The organism is Pseudomonas sp. Pse1 (genome assembly GCF_024519635.1).
GTDB lineage: Bacteria > Pseudomonadota > Gammaproteobacteria > Pseudomonadales > Pseudomonadaceae > Aquipseudomonas.
Map to the genome: position 1 here is coordinate 280,109 of NZ_JALJRO010000001.1, position 18,020 is coordinate 298,128.

Below are 18,020 nucleotides of genomic sequence, written 5' to 3' on the forward strand. Positions count from 1 at the left end.
GACATGCACCCAGGAGTCAACGTGGCAGAAAAAACGCTGTATTGGGAAGACCTGACGCTGGGTAGAACCTGGACAGCCAGGCAATCGGCGCCCATCACCACCCAACAGATCATCGCTTTCGCCGCCGAGTACGATCCCCTCGATATGCATATGGACCCTGACCTCGCCCGCGCCAGTCCGCTGGGCGTGCATTGCGCCAGCGGCATTCAGACCTTTGCGATCTCGCAGCGCTTGATGTGCGACGCCTTGCTGCTGCAAACCCATGTGGTGGCGGGGGGCAAGATCGATGGTGTGCGGATGGTCGCCCCGGTAGTGGCGGGCGACCGGCTCGAGCTCACCACCCACGTCGTTCGCTCCGAGCCACACACCCGCGACCCCGGACGCGGTTGGGTGACCTTCAAGGTCGAGGTCGCCACCGCCGAGGGCAAAACCGTGCTGCTGTATGAAGTGACGGTGCTGGTCCTGCGTGACGGACCGGGCTAATCACCCGCGCTCTCAGCGCCCGGCGTGCAAGTGCGCATGGGTCTGCAGCTCTTGCTCGATAAAGGCCGCGATCATCGCCCGGTAGACCTTCTCCACCACCGCAGGCGAGGCGCCGGTTTCGTCGGCCAGCGCGCGAACCTTATGAATCACTTGTTCTACCCGGGCCGGTGCGCGCACGTCCTCGGTGGTTTTCTTGAAAGCTGCCGCCTGGGTGACGAACTTGCCCCGTCTGCCCAGTAGCGCTACCACCTCACGATCAATTTGATCGATGTGCCGACGTACGTCCTCGATCGATGTGCATTCAATGTCCATTCCGTGTTCTCCCTTTTCCATTGTTGTACTGCCTACGCCTGAACATCCGGCTCTATCGCATTCACCGCATCCAACTGCCCGCTCATCCGGTGCAGGAAGCCGATCAGCAGGTCGACCTCCTCCTCCTTCAGGGCCGACAGCAGCAACTCTTCTCGCTTCAGGGCAATGACCAGCACCCGGTCATGCAACTCACGCCCGGAATCCGTCAGCGACACCGTGTAGCGCCGCGCATCCTTGGCATCGACCACAGTCGAGACATAGCCGTCACGCTCCAGCGTCTGCAACGAACGGCTGACCGCACTCTTGTCCAGGCCCACCACCTGCACCACCCGGTTGGCGCTGATCCGGTCTTCGACCGCGAGCATCGACAACACCCGCCATTCAACGATGCCGATGCCGAAATGCTTGCGATAGCAGGCCGATGCGCCACTCGACATCTTGTTGGTGAGGAAGGTCAGGAGCGCGGGAACGTAGCGATCCAGATTGAGGGGCGAGGCTGGGGTCATGACAAACGGTTCCTGGACTTCGATTGAATTAGTTGACACCGCAACTAAAAGGCATAGGATGACAATCACACCACGATTGCGCGCCTGCATCATAAGCGCGCCGTACAACAATAAGAACTGCGAGGTTCCCTGCCATGACTTGCCTGCTCCCTCCTCCGCCGTCCTGATTGCCCTGCCCCGCTAATCCCGGCACACCCTCCATAGCCTTTGAAACACTGCACAACTGCGGTGGGGTCACACTCATGCTTGAAGTTTATGTCTCTCGTAAAACCCCTGAAGCTGACGGCGTCTGCAGCTTTGAACTGATCGCTGCCCATGGCGCAGAACTGCCGGCCTTCAGCGCCGGCTCGCACGTCGATGTGCAGGTGGCGCCTGGCCTAACCCGCCAGTATTCGCTGTGCAACGCGCCCCATGAGCGCGGCCGTTACCTGATTGCAGTGCTCAACGAGCCGACCTCCCGGGGCGGATCACGGGGCATGCACGCTGACATTGCACAGGGTTCGACACTCGCCATCAGCGCCCCGCGCAACCTGTTCGACCTGGACCTCAGCGGCGAGCGTTACCTGTTGTTCGCCGGCGGCATCGGCATCACCCCGATCCTGGCGATGGCCCATGCCCTGATCGCTGCAGGCAAGCAATTCGAACTGCACTACTGCGGCCGCTCCTTCGAACGCCTGGCGTTCACCGCGATGCTGGGCGAAGCGCCGTTCGCCAGGCACGTCCAGGTGCATGTCGACGATGGTCCGGCGCAACAGCGCCTGGATGCTGCACGGATCCTCGCGACGGCAAACCCGGGCGACCAGCTCTACGTCTGCGGGCCTTCAGGATTCATGGCGCACATTCAGAGCACGGCCAAGGCCTGTGGCTGGAGCGATGAGCAGATCCACCGCGAGGACTTTGCCGCGCCGCCGCAGGTGCTGGAAGGTGATCAGCCCTTCGAGATCGAGCTCTCACGCTCGGGCCAAGTCCTGCAGGTTCCCGCGCACCAGACCGCCCTTGAAGTGCTGCTGGAGCACGACGTGGAGATTGAAAGCTCCTGCGAACAAGGCATCTGCGGCTCGTGCATCACCCAGGTCCTGGCCGGCGAGCCCGAGCACCGCGATCAGTGGATGAGTGCCGCGCAGCACGCCCGTAACGACAGTTTCACCCCCTGCTGTTCGCGCTCGCGCAGTCCACGCCTGGTGCTGGACCTATGACTACCGATAACAACAAGCCTGATCACTGGAGATCGTCATGAGTACATCGACACTCGCCCATGAAATTGCAGCACCTGCCGCTTTGCCGAAATTTCCCTTGAATCAATGGTACGTCGCCGGATTCGCCTGGGAACTCAAGGACCAGCCGCTGGGCCGGACCCTGCTGGGCAAGCCGCTGGTGCTGTTCCGCACCGCCGATGGCCGGCCGGCAGCCCTGGAAGATCGCTGCTGCCATCGAGCCCTGCCGCTGTCCCATGGCACCCTGGAAGAACGCGGCGTGCGTTGCGGTTATCACGGCCTGCTGTTCAATGGTGACGGCCAATGCCTGGAAGTGCCCGGCCAGGCGAAGATCCCGTCGAAAGCCAAGGTGCCGGCGTACCCGGTGCGCGAGCGCGATCAACTGATCTGGGTCTGGTTCGGTAACGCCGATCAGCCGCAGCCGAACTGCGAGCCGCCGGCCTACGAGTTCCACAGCAACGATGACTACCTCTTCGAAGGCGGCGCCTATCACTACGATGCGCCCTATCAGCTGATCCACGACAACCTGCTGGATCTCAGCCACCTGGGCTACGTGCACCTGCGCACCATCGGTGGCAACGCCAGCATCCACATGAATGCGCAGATGCGTGTCGACAGCGACGACACCCACGTCAAGGTGACCCGGCATATGCCCGGCTCGCAGCCGCCACCCACCTACACCGCGGCCTATCCGTTCAAGGGCAAGGTCGATCGCTGGCAGGAAATCGAGTTCCACGTCAGCCACCTGCGGATCTGGACCGGTGCCGCCGATGCCGGCACCGAATCACTGGATGACCCGCAACGAGGCGGCTTCCATATGCGCGGTTTCCACGGTGTGACACCGGAAACCGAAACCACCAGCCACTACTTCTGGACCATGGCCACCAACCCCAAGGACAACCGCGAAGCCATCGCCGCGAAAGTGGTCGAGCAGACGGTCCTGACCTTCGACGAAGACAAAGGGGTGATCGAAGCCCAGTACCAGAACATGCTCGAGTTCGCTGACCGGCCCATGGTCGACATCCATGTCGATGTCGGCGCCAATCGAGCCCGGAGAATTATTGAACAGCTTCGCCAACAGTCCTGATGGACCACCGATCACTGGCTGCCGCCTGATCTGACCCACTGCCGCCGATCCACGTAGAGGGATCGGTCTGCAGTTTTCGCTCGGTGATTCTTGCCGAGCCTTGCGTTGCACGCCCGACAAAAACAAAAAGGTGCTCAATGAATCTTTCGAATCTCCTCATCAGCAGGACGAACCCGTTCGCCTGCACAAAACCCCAGGCCAGGCAGAGCCGGAGGACCACCCCATGAGTCGGTCCATCAATGTTCAACTGGAAGAGAAGCCCATGGAGGCTTTCCAATGGGTGGTGATCGCCCTGTGTTTCCTGATCAACATGCTCGACGGCTTCGATGTACTGGTGATGGCGTTCACCGCCGCCTCCGTGTCCAGCGAGTGGGGGCTTGGCGGCATTGAGTTGGGTTACCTGTTGAGTGCCGGCCTGATCGGCATGGCGCTGGGGTCGCTGTTTATCGCGCCCTGGGCTGACCGCTTCGGTCGTCGGCCGGTGATTCTGCTGTGCATTTCCATCGCCGGGCTGGGGATGCTGGCGTCGTCGCAGGCATCGTCCGTGAGCATGCTTGGCGGATTGCGCTTCCTGACGGGCCTGGGCATTGGTGGTGTGCTGGCGAGCAGCTACGTGATTGCCGGGGAGTATGCCAACCGCAAATGGCGCAGCCTGGCGATCAGCCTGCAATCGACCGCCTATGCCCTGGGTGCAACGATCGGCGGCCTCATCGCCGCGCAGATCATTCCGCACCTGGGCTGGCGCGCGGTGTTTCTGTATGGCGGCATCGTCACCTTGTTGGTGCTGCCCGTCATGTATTGGCTGCTTCCCGAGTCCATCGCCTTTCTCATCGCGCGTCAGCCTCGCAATGCCCTGCAGCGGCTCAATCGGCTATTGAGCCGAGTTGGCATTCAGCTAATCACCGCCATGCCGCCCCTTCAGTCAAGTACCCAGGCTTCCTGGCGCGAGACCTTTGCTGGGCTGTTTTCCAGGGAACTGCTGCGCTCCACCCTGCTGGTCTGGGCGGGATTCTTCCTGGTCATGTTCGGCTTCTATTTCGTCATGAGCTGGACCCCCAAGCTGCTGGTTTCAGCGGGACTTTCCAATCAGCAGGGCATCACGGCCGGGGTACTGCTCAATGTCGGCGGAATCGTCGGCACATCGCTGATCGGCCTGCTTGCGGCACGCTATCGGTTGCCAAGGGTGCTGATCAGCTATCTGTGCCTGAACGCCCTGTTTCTCGGTCTTTTCGTGCATTTCACCGACAACCTCAACCTGGCGTTCGCGCTGGTGCTGATGATCGGGATTCTGGTGAATGGCTGTGTGGCCGGCCTGTATGCGCTGACACCGAGCCTGTACGGGCCCGAGCAGCGCGTCACGGCGCTGGGCTGGGCCATCGGCATGGGCCGGATGGGGGCAATCCTCTCGCCGCTGGTGGCTGGCCGCTTGATCGATGCCAGTTGGCGGCCCGCCGATCTCTACCTGCTGTTTGCCTGCGCATTTGTGGTCGCGGCCGTCGCGGTGTGGCTGATGAGCAGTCATTTAACGGTACGGGCTGCACTCAAGCCTGCCGCCTGAGCGGATCACCCCTAACAACAAGAAGGTGATATTTCATGTGCATCAACTCTTTCAACTTCAGGTCGACGGGCCTGGGGCTGCTTGCGGCGTTGCTGGCGCAAAGTGCGTTGGCCGATTTCGTCAACGACAGCAGTGCGACGCTGACCACCCGCAACTTTTACCTGGATCGCGACTACAAGGGACAAAGCCCCTACTCCGCTGCACGTGAATGGGCCCAGGGTTTTATCTTCAAGGCCAATTCCGGTTTCACCGAGGGCACGCTAGGGTTTGGTGTCGATGTCACGGGCTTGGCCGGGTTCAAGCTCGATTCGTCGCCTGATCGCACCGGTACCCAATTGCTGGCGTACAACCCGGTTACCCGCGAGGCACGGGACGAATACTCGGAGCTGGGACTGGCACTGAAAAGCAAGATCTCCAGGACCCGGTTGTCCGTCGGCACCCAGTTTCCTGCCTTGCCGGTGATCAACGCCAGCCCCGCCCGGCTACTGCCGCAATCGTTTCGTGGGGCCTACCTGATCTCCGATGACGTAGACAAACTGACCGTTCATGCCGGGCGCATGGATAGGGTCAATCTGCGCGACTCCACGGACTACCAGCCGATTGCCCTGGCCTCGCCCAATGGTCGTTTCAGAGCGGGAGCGAGCTCTGAACGGTTCGACTTCTATGGCGGTGACTACCGCTGGACCGACAACCTGACCCTGCGGCTTATCCATGCGCAGTTGCGGGACATCTATACCCAGGATTTCTTTGGCGTGCTGCATTCACTGCCACTGGGAGCGGGCAAGTTGAAATCGGATATTCGCCTGTTCAACAGTCGAGACGATGGTCAGGCCAGGGCCGGCAAGGTCGATAACCTGAATATCGGTGGCATGTTCAGCTATCTCTGGAGCGGTCACAGCCTGGGGCTCGGCTACATGCAGCAGTCTGGCGACAGCGCTTTTCCCTACATCGCCGGCGGCGAGCCTGTGGTGCTGAGCGACGGCACCATGAGCGCCGACTTCGTCAACCCCAAGGAGCGAACGTGGGTGGTCAAGTACGACTACGACTTCGCCGCCGTTGGAGTTCCCGGCCTGACGGGCATGCTGCGCTACCTGCACGGAGACAACATCAAGTTGCCCGCGCTGGGCGGCAATGATCTCACCGAGTCATCGAAAGATCTCGAACTGGCCTATGTGATCCAGTCCGGCCCGGCGAAAGGCCTGGGCTTTCGGCTCAGAGAAGCGTTCTACCGAAACCAGCAAGGGCCCGCGTCAACCTTCAGGAGTGACAACGAAACGCGGGTGAACATCGACTACACCTTTAAAATCTGGTGACCCAGGTTCTGCCTGCGTCTGGCGCACGCTGAACCTAGACCCGGCGACAAGGCAATCAACACCTTGTCGCCGCTACTTCTTTCAGACGCACATCCCGCCAACTGTTTGAGGTCGTCACCCTCACTGCGATGAGTTCGCAGCCACGTTGTAAACCGTCGGAAAACTCCTACGCTCCTTCTATCCGATAGCGGGCTTGTCTATCAATGGAATGGTTTACCGCGCAGTTTGAGGGCCACACGATGCAAAAGTCAGAGCGTCCAGTTTTCGCCGCCCATTTGCGTCCACAGCGCCAGGCACTGGCCCTGGAACCGCGAATTCTGTTCGACGGTGCGGCGGCCTCGGCGGCGACTGAACAAACCCACACTGACCCCAGCGCACAGGCCCCGACCGACGCCCATATTCCCCAAGCCACGGCGACCGAAGCTCGTGCCGCCACGGAGCAAGCGCCGTCAGCTGCCCGCAGCTTGCTGGTGCTCGACAGCCGCATCGAAAACCGCGATCAACTGTTGGCGCAACTGCCGGGCAACGTCACCGCCATTGTGGTGAATAGCGGTGAAGATGGCCTGGCGGCGATTTCCGCGGCGTTGGCGCAATTGGGCAAGGTCGACTCGATCCAGGTCATGTCCCATGGCGCCGCCGGGCAATTCACCCTGGGCAATCGTACGGTCACTGCGGACTATATTGGCCAACTGGGACACACCCTCGAGCAATGGCGCAACAACCTCAACCAGGGTGCCGACATCCAGCTTTATGGCTGTGACGTAGGCGCCGGCGCCGCTGGCAAGACCCTGGTGACCGAACTCGCGCGCTGGACCGGCGCCGACGTCGCCGCCTCCAGCAATGACACCGGCAGCGCCGCCGCAGGTGGTGACTGGACCCTGGAAACCCGGGTCGGCGATATCGACAAAAGCATCGCCCTGAGCGGCCTCGCCATGGCCAACTTCGACGGTCTGCTGGCCGATGCCGCGCCCAGTGCAACCCTGGATACCAGCGGCAGCGACGTGTTGCTCGGCGACACCTTCACTTTCACCGTGAACTTCAGCAACACCTCGACCCAAGTCGGTTTTGCATCTTTTATCAACCTGGCGCTGCCGGCCACCGGCAGGGATGGCGATGATGGCGTGAGCTTTATCTCCGCCAGCTACCTGGGGCAAAACCTGATCACCCATTCGATGACCTTCGATGCCGCCGGCAACGCCACCCACCCCCTGGCCAAGGACGCCAGCGGCAACTTCATCGTGATCAACGCCGCGGCCTATGGCATGCGCGCCGGCGACACCCTGGTGGTCATCGAACTGCCGTTCGCCAGTGTCAGCAACCTGCAACCGGTGATCCCGGTGCAGATCACCGCCAGTTTGAGCAATCTGGCCGACACCAGTTTCTCCGATGGCAGCCCGGACCTGACCCTCCGCGCCAGCGGCGGCTTCGAGTTCGGCAACGACGCGCTGGACAACCCGCTCAACGACCCCAGCCTGATTGAAGCGGCAACTGCGGCCTTCGTCGTCCATCCGACGGTGATCACCTTCGATCAGACGCTGAACACCCCTGAAGGTGAAACCGCCACCGGCCCCAACTATGGCCGCACCTTGACCGTCACAGTCACCCCCGCACCGGGCCAGACCCTGACCAATGTGATCGTCACACAACCGCTGCCGGACAACATCCAGGTCACCGCCATCACCCCGGGCCCCGGCGGGCGCCTGACCTCGATTACCCTGCACGACGGCACCGTGGTCAGCACTCCTGCGGAAATCGCCCTGCTGATCGCCGCCAACGATGTGTTCATCGATGCCTTCACCGTGCAATACGACAACCTCGCGGCGCAGACCGATACCGTTGTCGCGTTCTACGTGCCGGAAGTCGATGCCGACGGCCAACCCATCATCAATCCGGTGTCCGGCGATGCCGTGACCATCACCCTGCCCGCCCCGACCGCCTCCGGCCAATGGGTGCCGCTGGACCCACGGGACGTCACCGCGCCGAACACCACCATCGATTTCAGTGGCAGCGGCGATCCGGTGCAGTTCATCGCTAAATCCATCACCTTGCTCAAGACCGCCACCATCCAAGTCGATGTCGGCCATGCCGGTATCACCCCAGGCGACACCCTGCAGTACAGCCTGAACCTGGCGATTTCCGACTACTTCGCCTTCGGCAAGGACTTCTTCAACGAAGGCCAGTTGATCGTGCGTGACCAACTCAGTGACGGCCAGACCCTGACCGGAACGCCGACCCTCACGGTGACCATCAATGGCGTGGCGCAGTCGATCGCCCTGGTCACCAGCACCGTGATCAACGCCGACGGCAGTACCTCCATGGCGTTCGATATTGGCCAGTCGCTGCGCAATGCCTTTTTCAATATTCGTGGCTGGCTCAACGGTGACCTGGCCTTCGACGACACCCTGGAAGGTGCAGTGCTGGCGGTGCTCAGCTATTCGGCGATTGTCGGCCAGACCTATAAGCCGCCATCGGGTGACCCGCATTCGGAGATCAACGAAGGCGATGACCTGGGTAACAGCGCGGTGGTCGACGGCACGCTATTGCTCGACCCGTTCAACCTCACCGGCGAAAGCGAAACCGACGACTCCGCCACCACCAGCACCATTCCCACCAGCACCGTCGACATCAGCCTGGTGGAGGTCAACAACGGCACCCCGCCGGGCAACGGCGAACTGCGGCCCGGCGATGAAGTGACCTTTGAACTCAGCTACGACCTGGTCACCGGCGACTACGAACAGTTCCAGCTCACCGCCTATCTGCCGCTGCCGTTGTTCGATGTCAACGGCGTGACCTGGACCACCGGCAGCGATGTCGGGCAATGGCAGATCGGCCCCGGCAATACCAATGCCGGGGCCGTGCTTAGCGTCAGCAGTGGCGTCGGTAACTCGCTGGTGTTCGACTTCGGCAGCTTTGTCACCGCCGACACCACCGGCAGTCGCATCGTCGTTCGCTTTACCGTTAGGGTCGGTGACCAGCCCTTCGCCGATCAGCGTTCCCTCGACGTCCTGGCGCAATCCAGCCAGCAAACCACCCTCACCGACCGCACGCTGATTTCCTCGGACGTGGTGGCGATTGTCTCGGTGGCTGAGCCGGTGCTGAATATCAAGCACGGCGTGGTGTCCGGCTCCAACGGCACGGTGAGCAACACCACCGGCAGCTGGAATCCGCCAGGCAGCGGCGGCGTGCCGTTCAACGGCAACATCACCGACCTCGCCGCCGTGGACGGCAACATCGTCAATATCGACGGTGGCGACAGCCTGCGCCTGGTGACCGCCATCGAAAACACCGGCGGTGGCGGCGCCTTTGATGTCACCACCAGCATTACCCTGCCCAGCGGCCTGAGTTTCGTTGGCGGGAGCCTGGCCGCTGCCAACCTGCAGATCTACCGGGGCGATGGTAGCGTGCTGGTGCTCGGCACGGATTACAGCGTGACCGGCAACCAGATCACCTTCCTCGACGCCGGCGGCCAGGCATCTCTGCTCGCCGGGCGCAGCGGCACCGACGCCGACAGCAGCGGCGCCAACCTGGTGGTGATCAGTTATGACGTGCTGGTCAGCAATACCATCGAAGCCAGTCGCTCCCTGCAATCGACGGCGACCCTGAGCAATTACGCCAGCGTCAACGGTGGCACCGACTTTACCCCGGTCGACTTGAGCGACCTGGCCAACCAGCAAATCGCCGCGCCGGTCATCAGCAAGGTGTTTGCCGATGGCAGCCTCGACAACGGTGACTCCAGCGCCAGCCATACCAGCGGCAGTGACCTGGTGATCGGCGAAAGCATGCGCTATGACATCGTCGTCACCCTGCCCGAAGGCAGCACCCAGACCCTGCGCATCGACGACCTGATCCCACCGGGCATGCGCCTGGACACCACGTTCAACAATGGCCTCGGTTACCAGATCATCACCACCCGCGCCGGCAGCGGCGCCCTCGGCGCGGACTTCGCCGGCAGCGTGGTAGTCAGTGGCTTTGCCGGTGTGGGCGGCGCGCTGGGTGGCGATGGCGTGGATGCGCGCTGGACCTTCAGTGTGTCCAGCGTGGCGGCCGACAACCAGACCGGCAACAACACCTTCGTGATTCGCCTGCAACTGGTGGCCGACAACGTCCTGCCCAACCAGGCCAACGTCTCCCTGCAGAACAATGCGCAGCTGACCTTCAGCGACCCTGACAGCGACACGCCCAACGGCACTGTGCCGGTGGATCGCAACGTGGCCCTGAGCGGAGGGCTGCCGACGGTGACCGTGCGCGAACCGACCTTGCAGGTGACTCAGGTGCTGACCTCGACCGCCGGCCTGGGCGGTTATGACCAGGGCGATACCGTCAGCTTCACCATCACCATCAGCAATGGCAACACCGGCAACGATTTCAGCGCCTTCGACATCAGTTTCCTCGACAACTTGCCCAGCCAGCTCGACGGCCTGACATTGACCGGGGTTCTGTACCAGAACGGCGCAACCAACAACGGCGGCGTCGATTTCGAGCTGGTCGGCGGACAGTTGCGCACGGTAAACGGCGCCAATATCGACATCGCCAAGGGCGGCAGCATCGTCCTCAGCATCACCGGCGTGGTCAACGCTAGCGCAGCGTCACAGTCCAATTTTGCCAACGTCGCGGCGGTGCAATGGACCAGTCTCGATGGCACAGTGGCCGGCGAGCGCAGCGGCGTCGATGGTTTGATAAACGACGGCACGCTCAACGATTATCGCAATGCCTCGACCCTGGTCATTCCGGTGGCCCAGGCAATCGAGGTGTCGCGGGTCGGCGGGCTGCCGGACACCGCTGCGACCAACCCGACCAATGGCCTGGTCGAGCAGGTGACGGTCGGCGAAGTCATCCGCTACCGGGTGGTGGTGCTGGTGCCCGAGGGCAACAACCCCAACTACCAGATCCAGATCACCCTGGCCAACGGCCTCGAATTCATTGCCCCGGATGCGCTGGTCAACGCCTTGCGCATTGCCTTTATTTCCGGCGGCGGGCTGACCAGCGATGCCAACCTGATCGTCGGCGGTATCCTCGATGTCGACGGCAACGAGAACAGCCCGGAAGCGCTGCCGATCACCCCGGACCTCTCAGGCCTGGCGCCCACCGGCATCTTCGACCCCAGCCGCCTGAACATCGTGACCAACCCCGATGGCAGCCAGACCGTGACCTTTGACCTGGGCAACGTGGTCAACGGCAATGGCGCCGACGACGACCTGGAAGGCATTTCCATCGAATTCAACGTGCGCGTGAGCAATATCGCGAGCAATGTCAGCGGCGCTCAACTCGGTGTGTCCGCGCGGGAGCTCGTCAACGGCGTCGGGCGTGCCAACAGCGATACGGTGTTTGAAACCCTGGTCGAGCCAAGCTTCAGCGGCCTGGACAAGAGCATCGTCGCCTTCGATCCCAACCCCACCGGCACCACCGGCAACGCCACGGTGCAATTGAGCTTCACCCAGAACGGTGGCCTCGCGGCGTTCGATGCGCAGATCGTCGACAGCTTCGCCGGCGGCAGCAACTACACCCTGCTCAGTGTCAGCATCAACGGCGTCAGCTTTGGCCCGGGTAACCTGCCGACCGGCGTGACGTTCAGCACCACCGGCGGGATCAGTGTCAATTTCGACCAACTGGATGTCGGCGCCCAGGTGCAAGTATGCTACCAAGTGACGGTGCCCAACTCGGCCATCGTCGCCAGCAGCAATGCGACCCTGACCTGGAGCAGCCTGCCGGAAGACTTCACCAGTTGGGGCGGCAACAGCGTCGGCGTCGACGGTACGGTGGACGGCGAGCGTGACGGCAGCAGCGTCGGGCCGAACCAGTACATCCTGCGCGACAACGCCGGCCTCGGGATCATCAGCGGCACCCTGTGGAACGACACCGCCTCGCCGACCGCCAGCGCCACGCCCGATGGCGCCGGTTTGGCTGGACAGACCGTGACCCTGACCTGGGCCGGTGCCGACGGCTTGCTCGACACCACCGGCGACAACCTGACCTTCAGCACCCTGACCGACGCCAACGGCCAGTACCATTTCGGCGTGCTGCCCCTGGGGGTGTTCCGCATCGACGTGCCGGCCGGCCTGATCAACTACCCGCAACCGCTGGGCGACCTGCGGGTGCGGGTCGACAGCGATGCCGGCAGCCTCGGCCAGGTCACCCTGACCCTCGGCGATGCCGACAGCCAGGCGGCCAATGCCGGGTATGTCGAACAGAACGACGCGCCGGTCAACACCCTCCCCGGCACCCAGAACGGTCAGGAAGACGTGGTACTGGACATCACCGGCATCAGCGTCGCCGACATCGACGCCGACCGTGATCCGAACATCAACGACCGCAACCTCAGCGTCACCCTGAGCGTGACCAACGGCACGCTGTTCCTCGGCGCGACGGTGCCGGGCGTCAGCGTCAGCGGAGCCAACAGCGCCATCCTGACCCTCAGCGGCACCCAGGCCAATCTCAACCTCGCCCTGGCCAGCCTGCGCTACCTGGGCAACCAGGACTTCAACGGCACCGACACCCTGACCGTGGTCACTAACGATCAAGGCAACTTTGGCGACGCCGATGGCGACGGCATTCCGGGCGGCGCAGGCGATGCGCTAAGCGACACCGACGCCCTGCAGATCATCCTCGCCCCGGTCAACGACACGCCGATTGCGGTCAATGACGTTGCGACAGCCCTTGAGGCCGGCGGCACTGACAACGGCACGGTCGGCATCGACCCCCGTGGCAACGTGTTGAGCAACGACATTGACGTCGACATCGCCACCAACGCCGACCGCCTGCATCTGGTCTCGGTCGGCGGTACCGCCGTGCCAACCTCGGGCGTGGTGGTCATCACCGGGCAATACGGGCGCTTGCTGATCGGCAGCAACGGTGCCTATGAATACGTGGTCGATAACAACAATCCAGCAGTGCAGGCCCTGCGTCTGGCAGGCCAGACCCTGGTCGAGAGTTTCAGCTACGTGGTCGCCGACCTGGCCAATGCGCAGTCCGGCGCCATCTTGACCGTGACCCTGCAGGGCGCCAACGACACCCCGCAAGGCGTCGACGACGACGGCGTAGCCATCGAGGCCGGCGGGGTGTCCAATAGCACGCCGGGCAGCGACGCCACGGGTAACGTGCTGGACAACGATTCCGACGTCGACAGCGTGGCCAATGGTGAAACCCGTACCGTGACCGGCGTGCGCCCGGTTGCCGAGGCTGGCACCGGCACCTTCACCCCGGTGACCGGCGCGACCACGGTGGTCGGCCTGTACGGCAGCCTGACCATCAACCCCGACGGCAGCTACAGCTACGTCGTCGACAACGACAACCTCACCGTGCAGCGCCTGAGTTCCGGTCAACAGTTGGTCGAGTTCTTCAGCTATCGGCTGACCGACACCGGCGGCCTGGATGATGTCGCGCAACTGCGGATCGTTGTCCAGGGTGCCAACGACAACCCGGTGGCCAGCGACGACGCGGCCCTGGCGCAAGCCGAACCCACCAACAGCATCAATTCCGAGGTCAATCCGACCGGCAACGTCATCCTGTTCCCCAGTCGGCCAGGCCCCATCGACCAGACGGGCGGCAATGGCATCGACACCGATGTTGATGCCGCCGACCGCCCCAGCAGCCAGTTGCTGGTCAACGGCGTGATCAATAAAAGCGAAGCCAGCTACGACCCGCTGACCGACATCCTCAATGACGTCGCCACCGGCACCACTTCGGCCAATGGCACGGCGGTTGGCGGCTTGTACGGCACCCTCACCCTCGGCGCCGATGGCTCATTCATCTACGACGTCGACAGCACCAATGCCGATGTCCGGGCACTCTCGGCCGGGCAAACCCTGACCGAGTTCTTTACCTACCGGATCACCGACACCAACGGCCTGACTGACACCGCACAACTGGTGATCACCGTGCATGGGGTCAACGATCCTCCCGTGGCGCAGAACGTGATCGCTATTGCTACCGAAGCAGGTGGCGTGGCCAACGGCACGCCGGGGGTCAATCCGTCCGGCGACGCCACGGTGAACTCCACCGACCCGGACGGCGACCCGCTGGCCGTGACGTTCATCCAGGTTGACGGCGGGCCACCCGTCGCCGTCCTCGCCGGCGGTACCACCGTCACGGGCCTGTATGGCCGACTGACCATCTTCCCCGACGGCAGCTACACCTACGAAGTCGATAACGGCAATGCCGATGTAGAAGCCTTGCGCACCGGCGGCGATCTGCTGCTGGAACGTTTTATCTTCACCATCAGCGATGAAGTCGGGCCAACCCCGGAAACCGATTCTGCCAATATCTTCGTGCTGATTCGCGGCCAGAACGACAACCCGGTCGCCACCGACGACAGTGCGACGGCCATCGAAGCCGGCGGTTTGAACAACAACCAACCTGGGGTCGACCCGGTCGGCAATGTGCTGACCAACGACACCGACGTCGACGGCGGCGAAGTGCCGAGCGACCTGCCCGCCCATGACTATGGCGAAACCCGCGCCGTTGATTCGGTGCGCACCGGCATCGAAAACAGCGCCGGCACCACCGGCACCCTGGGCAGTGAACTGCGCGGCACCTATGGCTGGCTGACCTTGAATGCTGACGGCAGCTACAGCTATCGCCTCGACAACGCCATGGCTGAAGTTCAGGCACTGCGCGCCGGCGACAGCCTGGCCGATGCCTTCAACTACACGGTGATCGACGCCAGCGGCGCCACCGATGTCGCCACCCTTAACATCAGCATTCAGGGAAGCAACGACACGCCGATTGCGCAGAACGACAGCAACACTGCCATCGAGGCCGGTGGTCTGGCCAACGCCACTCCCGGCGTCAACCCTAGCGGCAACGTGTTGGCCAACGACAACGACGTCGACGGCAACGGCGAAGCCCTGACAGTGGTCGGGCTCAACCAGGGCGCGTCAGTAGGCGTGATCGGCAGTGCTTTCGCTGGGGCTTTCGGCACCCTGACCCTGGGGGGCGACGGCAATTACAGCTACGTGGTCGATAACACCAACCCGCAAGTGCAGGCCCTGCGCACCAACGCCCAGACCCTGACGGAAACCTTCACCTACCGCATCCGCGACCTCGCCGGCGCTACCAGCACCGCGACCCTGACCATCACCATTCGAGGGGCCAACGACAACCCGGTGGCCGTCGACGACAGCATCGTCGCCATTGAGGCCGGCGGCACCTTCAATGGCACGCCGGGGCTCGATCCTTCCGGCAATGTGCTGAGCAACGACACCGACGTCGATGCCGGCGACCTCAAGCTGGTCAACGGCATCCGCACCGGCACGGAAGCCGCCGGCGGTGCGTTTGACACAGTCGGCATCAGCCACAGCCTCACAGGCCTGTACGGCACCCTGACGATCAACGCCAATGGCACCTACAGCTATGTCGTCAACAACAACCTCGACGCCGTGCAGGCGCTGAAAGTCGGTGACACCCTGGTAGAAACCTTTACCTACCGCATGCGTGACACCGCCGGCGCCACCGACGACGCGCAGCTGAGCATCCGCATCGACGGCGCCTGGGATGCCCCGGTGGCGAACAACGACCTCGCCCTGGCGGTGGCCGATGACGGTTCCGGCAACGGGGTCAACCCGACGCGCAATGTCTTGCCCAATGACACCGATGTCGACCAGGGTGACAGCTTGCTGGTCACCGGCATTCGTTTCGGCACTGAAACGGCGGGCGGCAGCCTGGCAGGCGTAAATTCAGGCACAGACAACAGCAATGGCACTCTGGTCAATGGGCTCTACGGGCAATTGATCATCGGTGCCGACGGCAACTACACCTATGACCTCGACTCCCTCAATCCAACGGTACTGGCGTTGGGGCCGCTGCAGTTCCTCGACGAACACTTCACCTACCAGGTGACCGACCGTGGTGGGCAGAACGATCTGGCCGAAATCCATATCATCATCCGTGGCCGCAACACCGCGCCGATTCCCGCCGACGATGCCGCCACCGCGATCGAGGCCGGTGGAATCGACAACAGCCAGCCCGGTATCGACCCGAGCGGCAACGTACTGGACAACGACCGCGATAACGAGAACGACGCCCTGCACTTGATCGGCATCCATACCGGTCCCATTACCGACATCGGCACCGTCGGCAGCCTGGGCACGCCACTGCGCGGGCAATATGGCGACCTGCTGATCAATGCCGACGGCAGCTACACCTATACCGTTGATAACAGCCTCGCGGTCGTACAAGCCTTGCGCCAAAGCGGCCAGACCCTCAGCGAAGTGTTCAGCTACACGGTGGTCGACATCTTTGGTGCCACCAGCCAGGCACAGTTGCAGATCACTGTCGACGGCCGCAACGACACCCCGGTCGCCGTGGACGACGGCACCATCGCCGTCGAAGCCGGCGGCGTGGCCAACGGCACCCCCGGCAGCAACGGTATCGGCAATGTGCTGAGCAACGACAGCGATGTCGATAGCGTGGCCAATGGCGAGAGCAAGCAGGTGCTGCAGGTCAGCAGCGAAACCGGCCAGTCCGCCGCGGCCGGCCAGGTGCTGATCGGCCGTTACGGCCAATTGACCCTGAATGCCGATGGCAGCTACAGCTACCTGATCGACAACAGCAATCCCACCGTGCAGGCATTGCGCACCGCCGGCGAAACCCTCAGCGAAACCTTCACCTACCGCATGCGCGACACGGCCGGGGCTACCGCCGATGCACGGCTGACGGTGGTCATCCAGGGTGCCAACGATGCCCCGGTAGCGCAGAACGACAGCAACACCGCCAGCGACCAGACGCCCGCGCCGCAAGCCACCGGCAACGTACTGCCCAACGATGGCGACGTCGACGGCAACGACCGCCTGCACGTGGTTGCGGTGCGCAGCGGCGCCGAGTCTGGCAGCGGCACTGCCGGGGTGATCGGCCAGCCGATTGCAGGGCTCTACGGCACCCTGGTGCTCAATGCCGATGGCAGCTACACCTACACCATCGACCAGAGCAACCCGCAGGTTCTTGCCGCTGCCGGTCTCGGCCAGGTCCTGCAGGACGTGTTCACCTACACCGTCAATGACCTCAGCGGTGCCAGCGACCAGGCTGAACTGCAGATCACCCTGGACATCGCCACACCCTTCATACCGGCACCGGCCATCAATGTCTTCGCCCGGGACCCGAACAACCAGAACCGCAACCTGCTGCCCCCCGACCCGCAGCCGGCGGTGTTCATCACCCCGGTGGTCGAGCGAAATGCCCGGCTCAATGAACTCTCCTCCTGGGATACCGGCGGCAGCAACATGGCGCTGGTCTTGACCGGCGAACTGCGCAGCGACTCGCTGGGCGATGGCCTGGGCGTGGTGCCCGGTCAGTTCGTCGCCGCAGCGGTACGCGAAAGCCGCATCGAAAGCGAGCTCGACCTGCTGTGGATCCTCGGTCGCCAGGGCCGCACCGATCTGACCGCCGACGGCTTGCTCGGCGACCCGTCGCTGTTTGCCAATGGTGCACCGGACATGCTGCGTGGCTCGGCGCAGGTCGAGGCCCGCCACGAACAGCAGCAGGGACGCGGCTTCAGCGCGCAACTGCGCAACGCCGGCCAGCGCCTGCACCCGACCAATAAGGGCAACTGACGTG

8 protein-coding genes are annotated in these 18,020 nt (G+C 63.2%); 6 read left to right on the forward strand and 2 right to left on the reverse strand.

Annotated elements, in window-relative coordinates; genetic code table 11:
- Positions 1-21: 21 nt before the first annotated feature.
- Positions 22-483, forward strand: a complete 462-nt coding sequence (locus NR126_RS01275) for a MaoC/PaaZ C-terminal domain-containing protein (protein WP_027618846.1) — start codon at positions 22-24, stop codon at positions 481-483.
- 12 nt (positions 484-495) lie between these two features.
- Here NR126_RS01275 and NR126_RS01280 read toward each other — a convergent pair whose 3' ends face one another.
- Positions 496-795, reverse strand: coding sequence for a chorismate mutase (locus tag NR126_RS01280; protein ID WP_256829505.1), 300 nt, complete (start codon positions 793-795; stop codon positions 496-498).
- Positions 796-827: 32 nt separating this feature from the next.
- Positions 828-1,301: a MarR family winged helix-turn-helix transcriptional regulator gene (locus NR126_RS01285; protein WP_027618844.1), complete on the reverse strand. Its 474-nt coding sequence runs from the start codon at positions 1,299-1,301 to the stop codon at positions 828-830.
- 242 nt (positions 1,302-1,543) lie between these two features.
- Here NR126_RS01285 and NR126_RS01290 point away from each other — a divergent pair, with 242 nt between their 5' ends.
- The 5 genes from NR126_RS01290 (at position 1,544) to NR126_RS01310 (ending at position 18,016) form a co-directional block, all read left to right on the forward strand.
- Positions 1,544-2,497 carry a PDR/VanB family oxidoreductase gene (locus tag NR126_RS01290; protein WP_256829506.1) on the forward strand — a complete coding sequence of 318 codons (954 nt, stop codon included), beginning with the start codon at positions 1,544-1,546 and terminating at the stop codon, positions 2,495-2,497.
- A 37-nt stretch (positions 2,498-2,534) separates the two neighbouring features.
- On the forward strand, positions 2,535-3,602 hold the full coding sequence (locus NR126_RS01295; protein WP_256829507.1) for an aromatic ring-hydroxylating dioxygenase subunit alpha: 1,068 nt from the start codon (positions 2,535-2,537) through the stop codon (positions 3,600-3,602).
- A gap of 223 nt (positions 3,603-3,825) precedes the next feature.
- Positions 3,826-5,160, forward strand: a complete 1,335-nt coding sequence (locus NR126_RS01300; protein WP_105754183.1) for an MFS transporter — start codon at positions 3,826-3,828, stop codon at positions 5,158-5,160.
- A 35-nt stretch (positions 5,161-5,195) separates the two neighbouring features.
- Entirely contained in the window at positions 5,196-6,473 is a 1,278-nt protein-coding gene (locus tag NR126_RS01305) for an OprD family porin (protein ID WP_256829508.1), read from the forward strand.
- Between the two features lie 239 nt (positions 6,474-6,712).
- Complete coding sequence (locus tag NR126_RS01310; RefSeq protein WP_256829509.1) at positions 6,713-18,016, forward strand: VCBS domain-containing protein; 11,304 nt, start codon at positions 6,713-6,715, stop codon at positions 18,014-18,016.
- The last annotated feature ends 4 nt before the right edge of the window (positions 18,017-18,020 follow it).

Bases quoted from the DNA above. Each gene is read 5' to 3' on its own strand.
- NR126_RS01300 (WP_105754183.1), top strand. From the start codon at position 3,826: ATGAGTCGGTCCATCAATGTTCAACTGGAAGAGAAGCCCATGGAGGCT.
- NR126_RS01280 (WP_256829505.1), bottom strand. From the start codon at position 795: ATGGACATTGAATGCACATCGATCGAGGACGTACGTCGGCACATCGAT.
- NR126_RS01295 (WP_256829507.1), top strand. From the start codon at position 2,535: ATGAGTACATCGACACTCGCCCATGAAATTGCAGCACCTGCCGCTTTG.
- NR126_RS01290 (WP_256829506.1), top strand. From the start codon at position 1,544: ATGCTTGAAGTTTATGTCTCTCGTAAAACCCCTGAAGCTGACGGCGTC.
- NR126_RS01305 (WP_256829508.1), top strand. From the start codon at position 5,196: ATGTGCATCAACTCTTTCAACTTCAGGTCGACGGGCCTGGGGCTGCTT.
- NR126_RS01285 (WP_027618844.1), bottom strand. From the start codon at position 1,301: ATGACCCCAGCCTCGCCCCTCAATCTGGATCGCTACGTTCCCGCGCTC.
- NR126_RS01310 (WP_256829509.1), top strand. From the start codon at position 6,713: ATGCAAAAGTCAGAGCGTCCAGTTTTCGCCGCCCATTTGCGTCCACAG.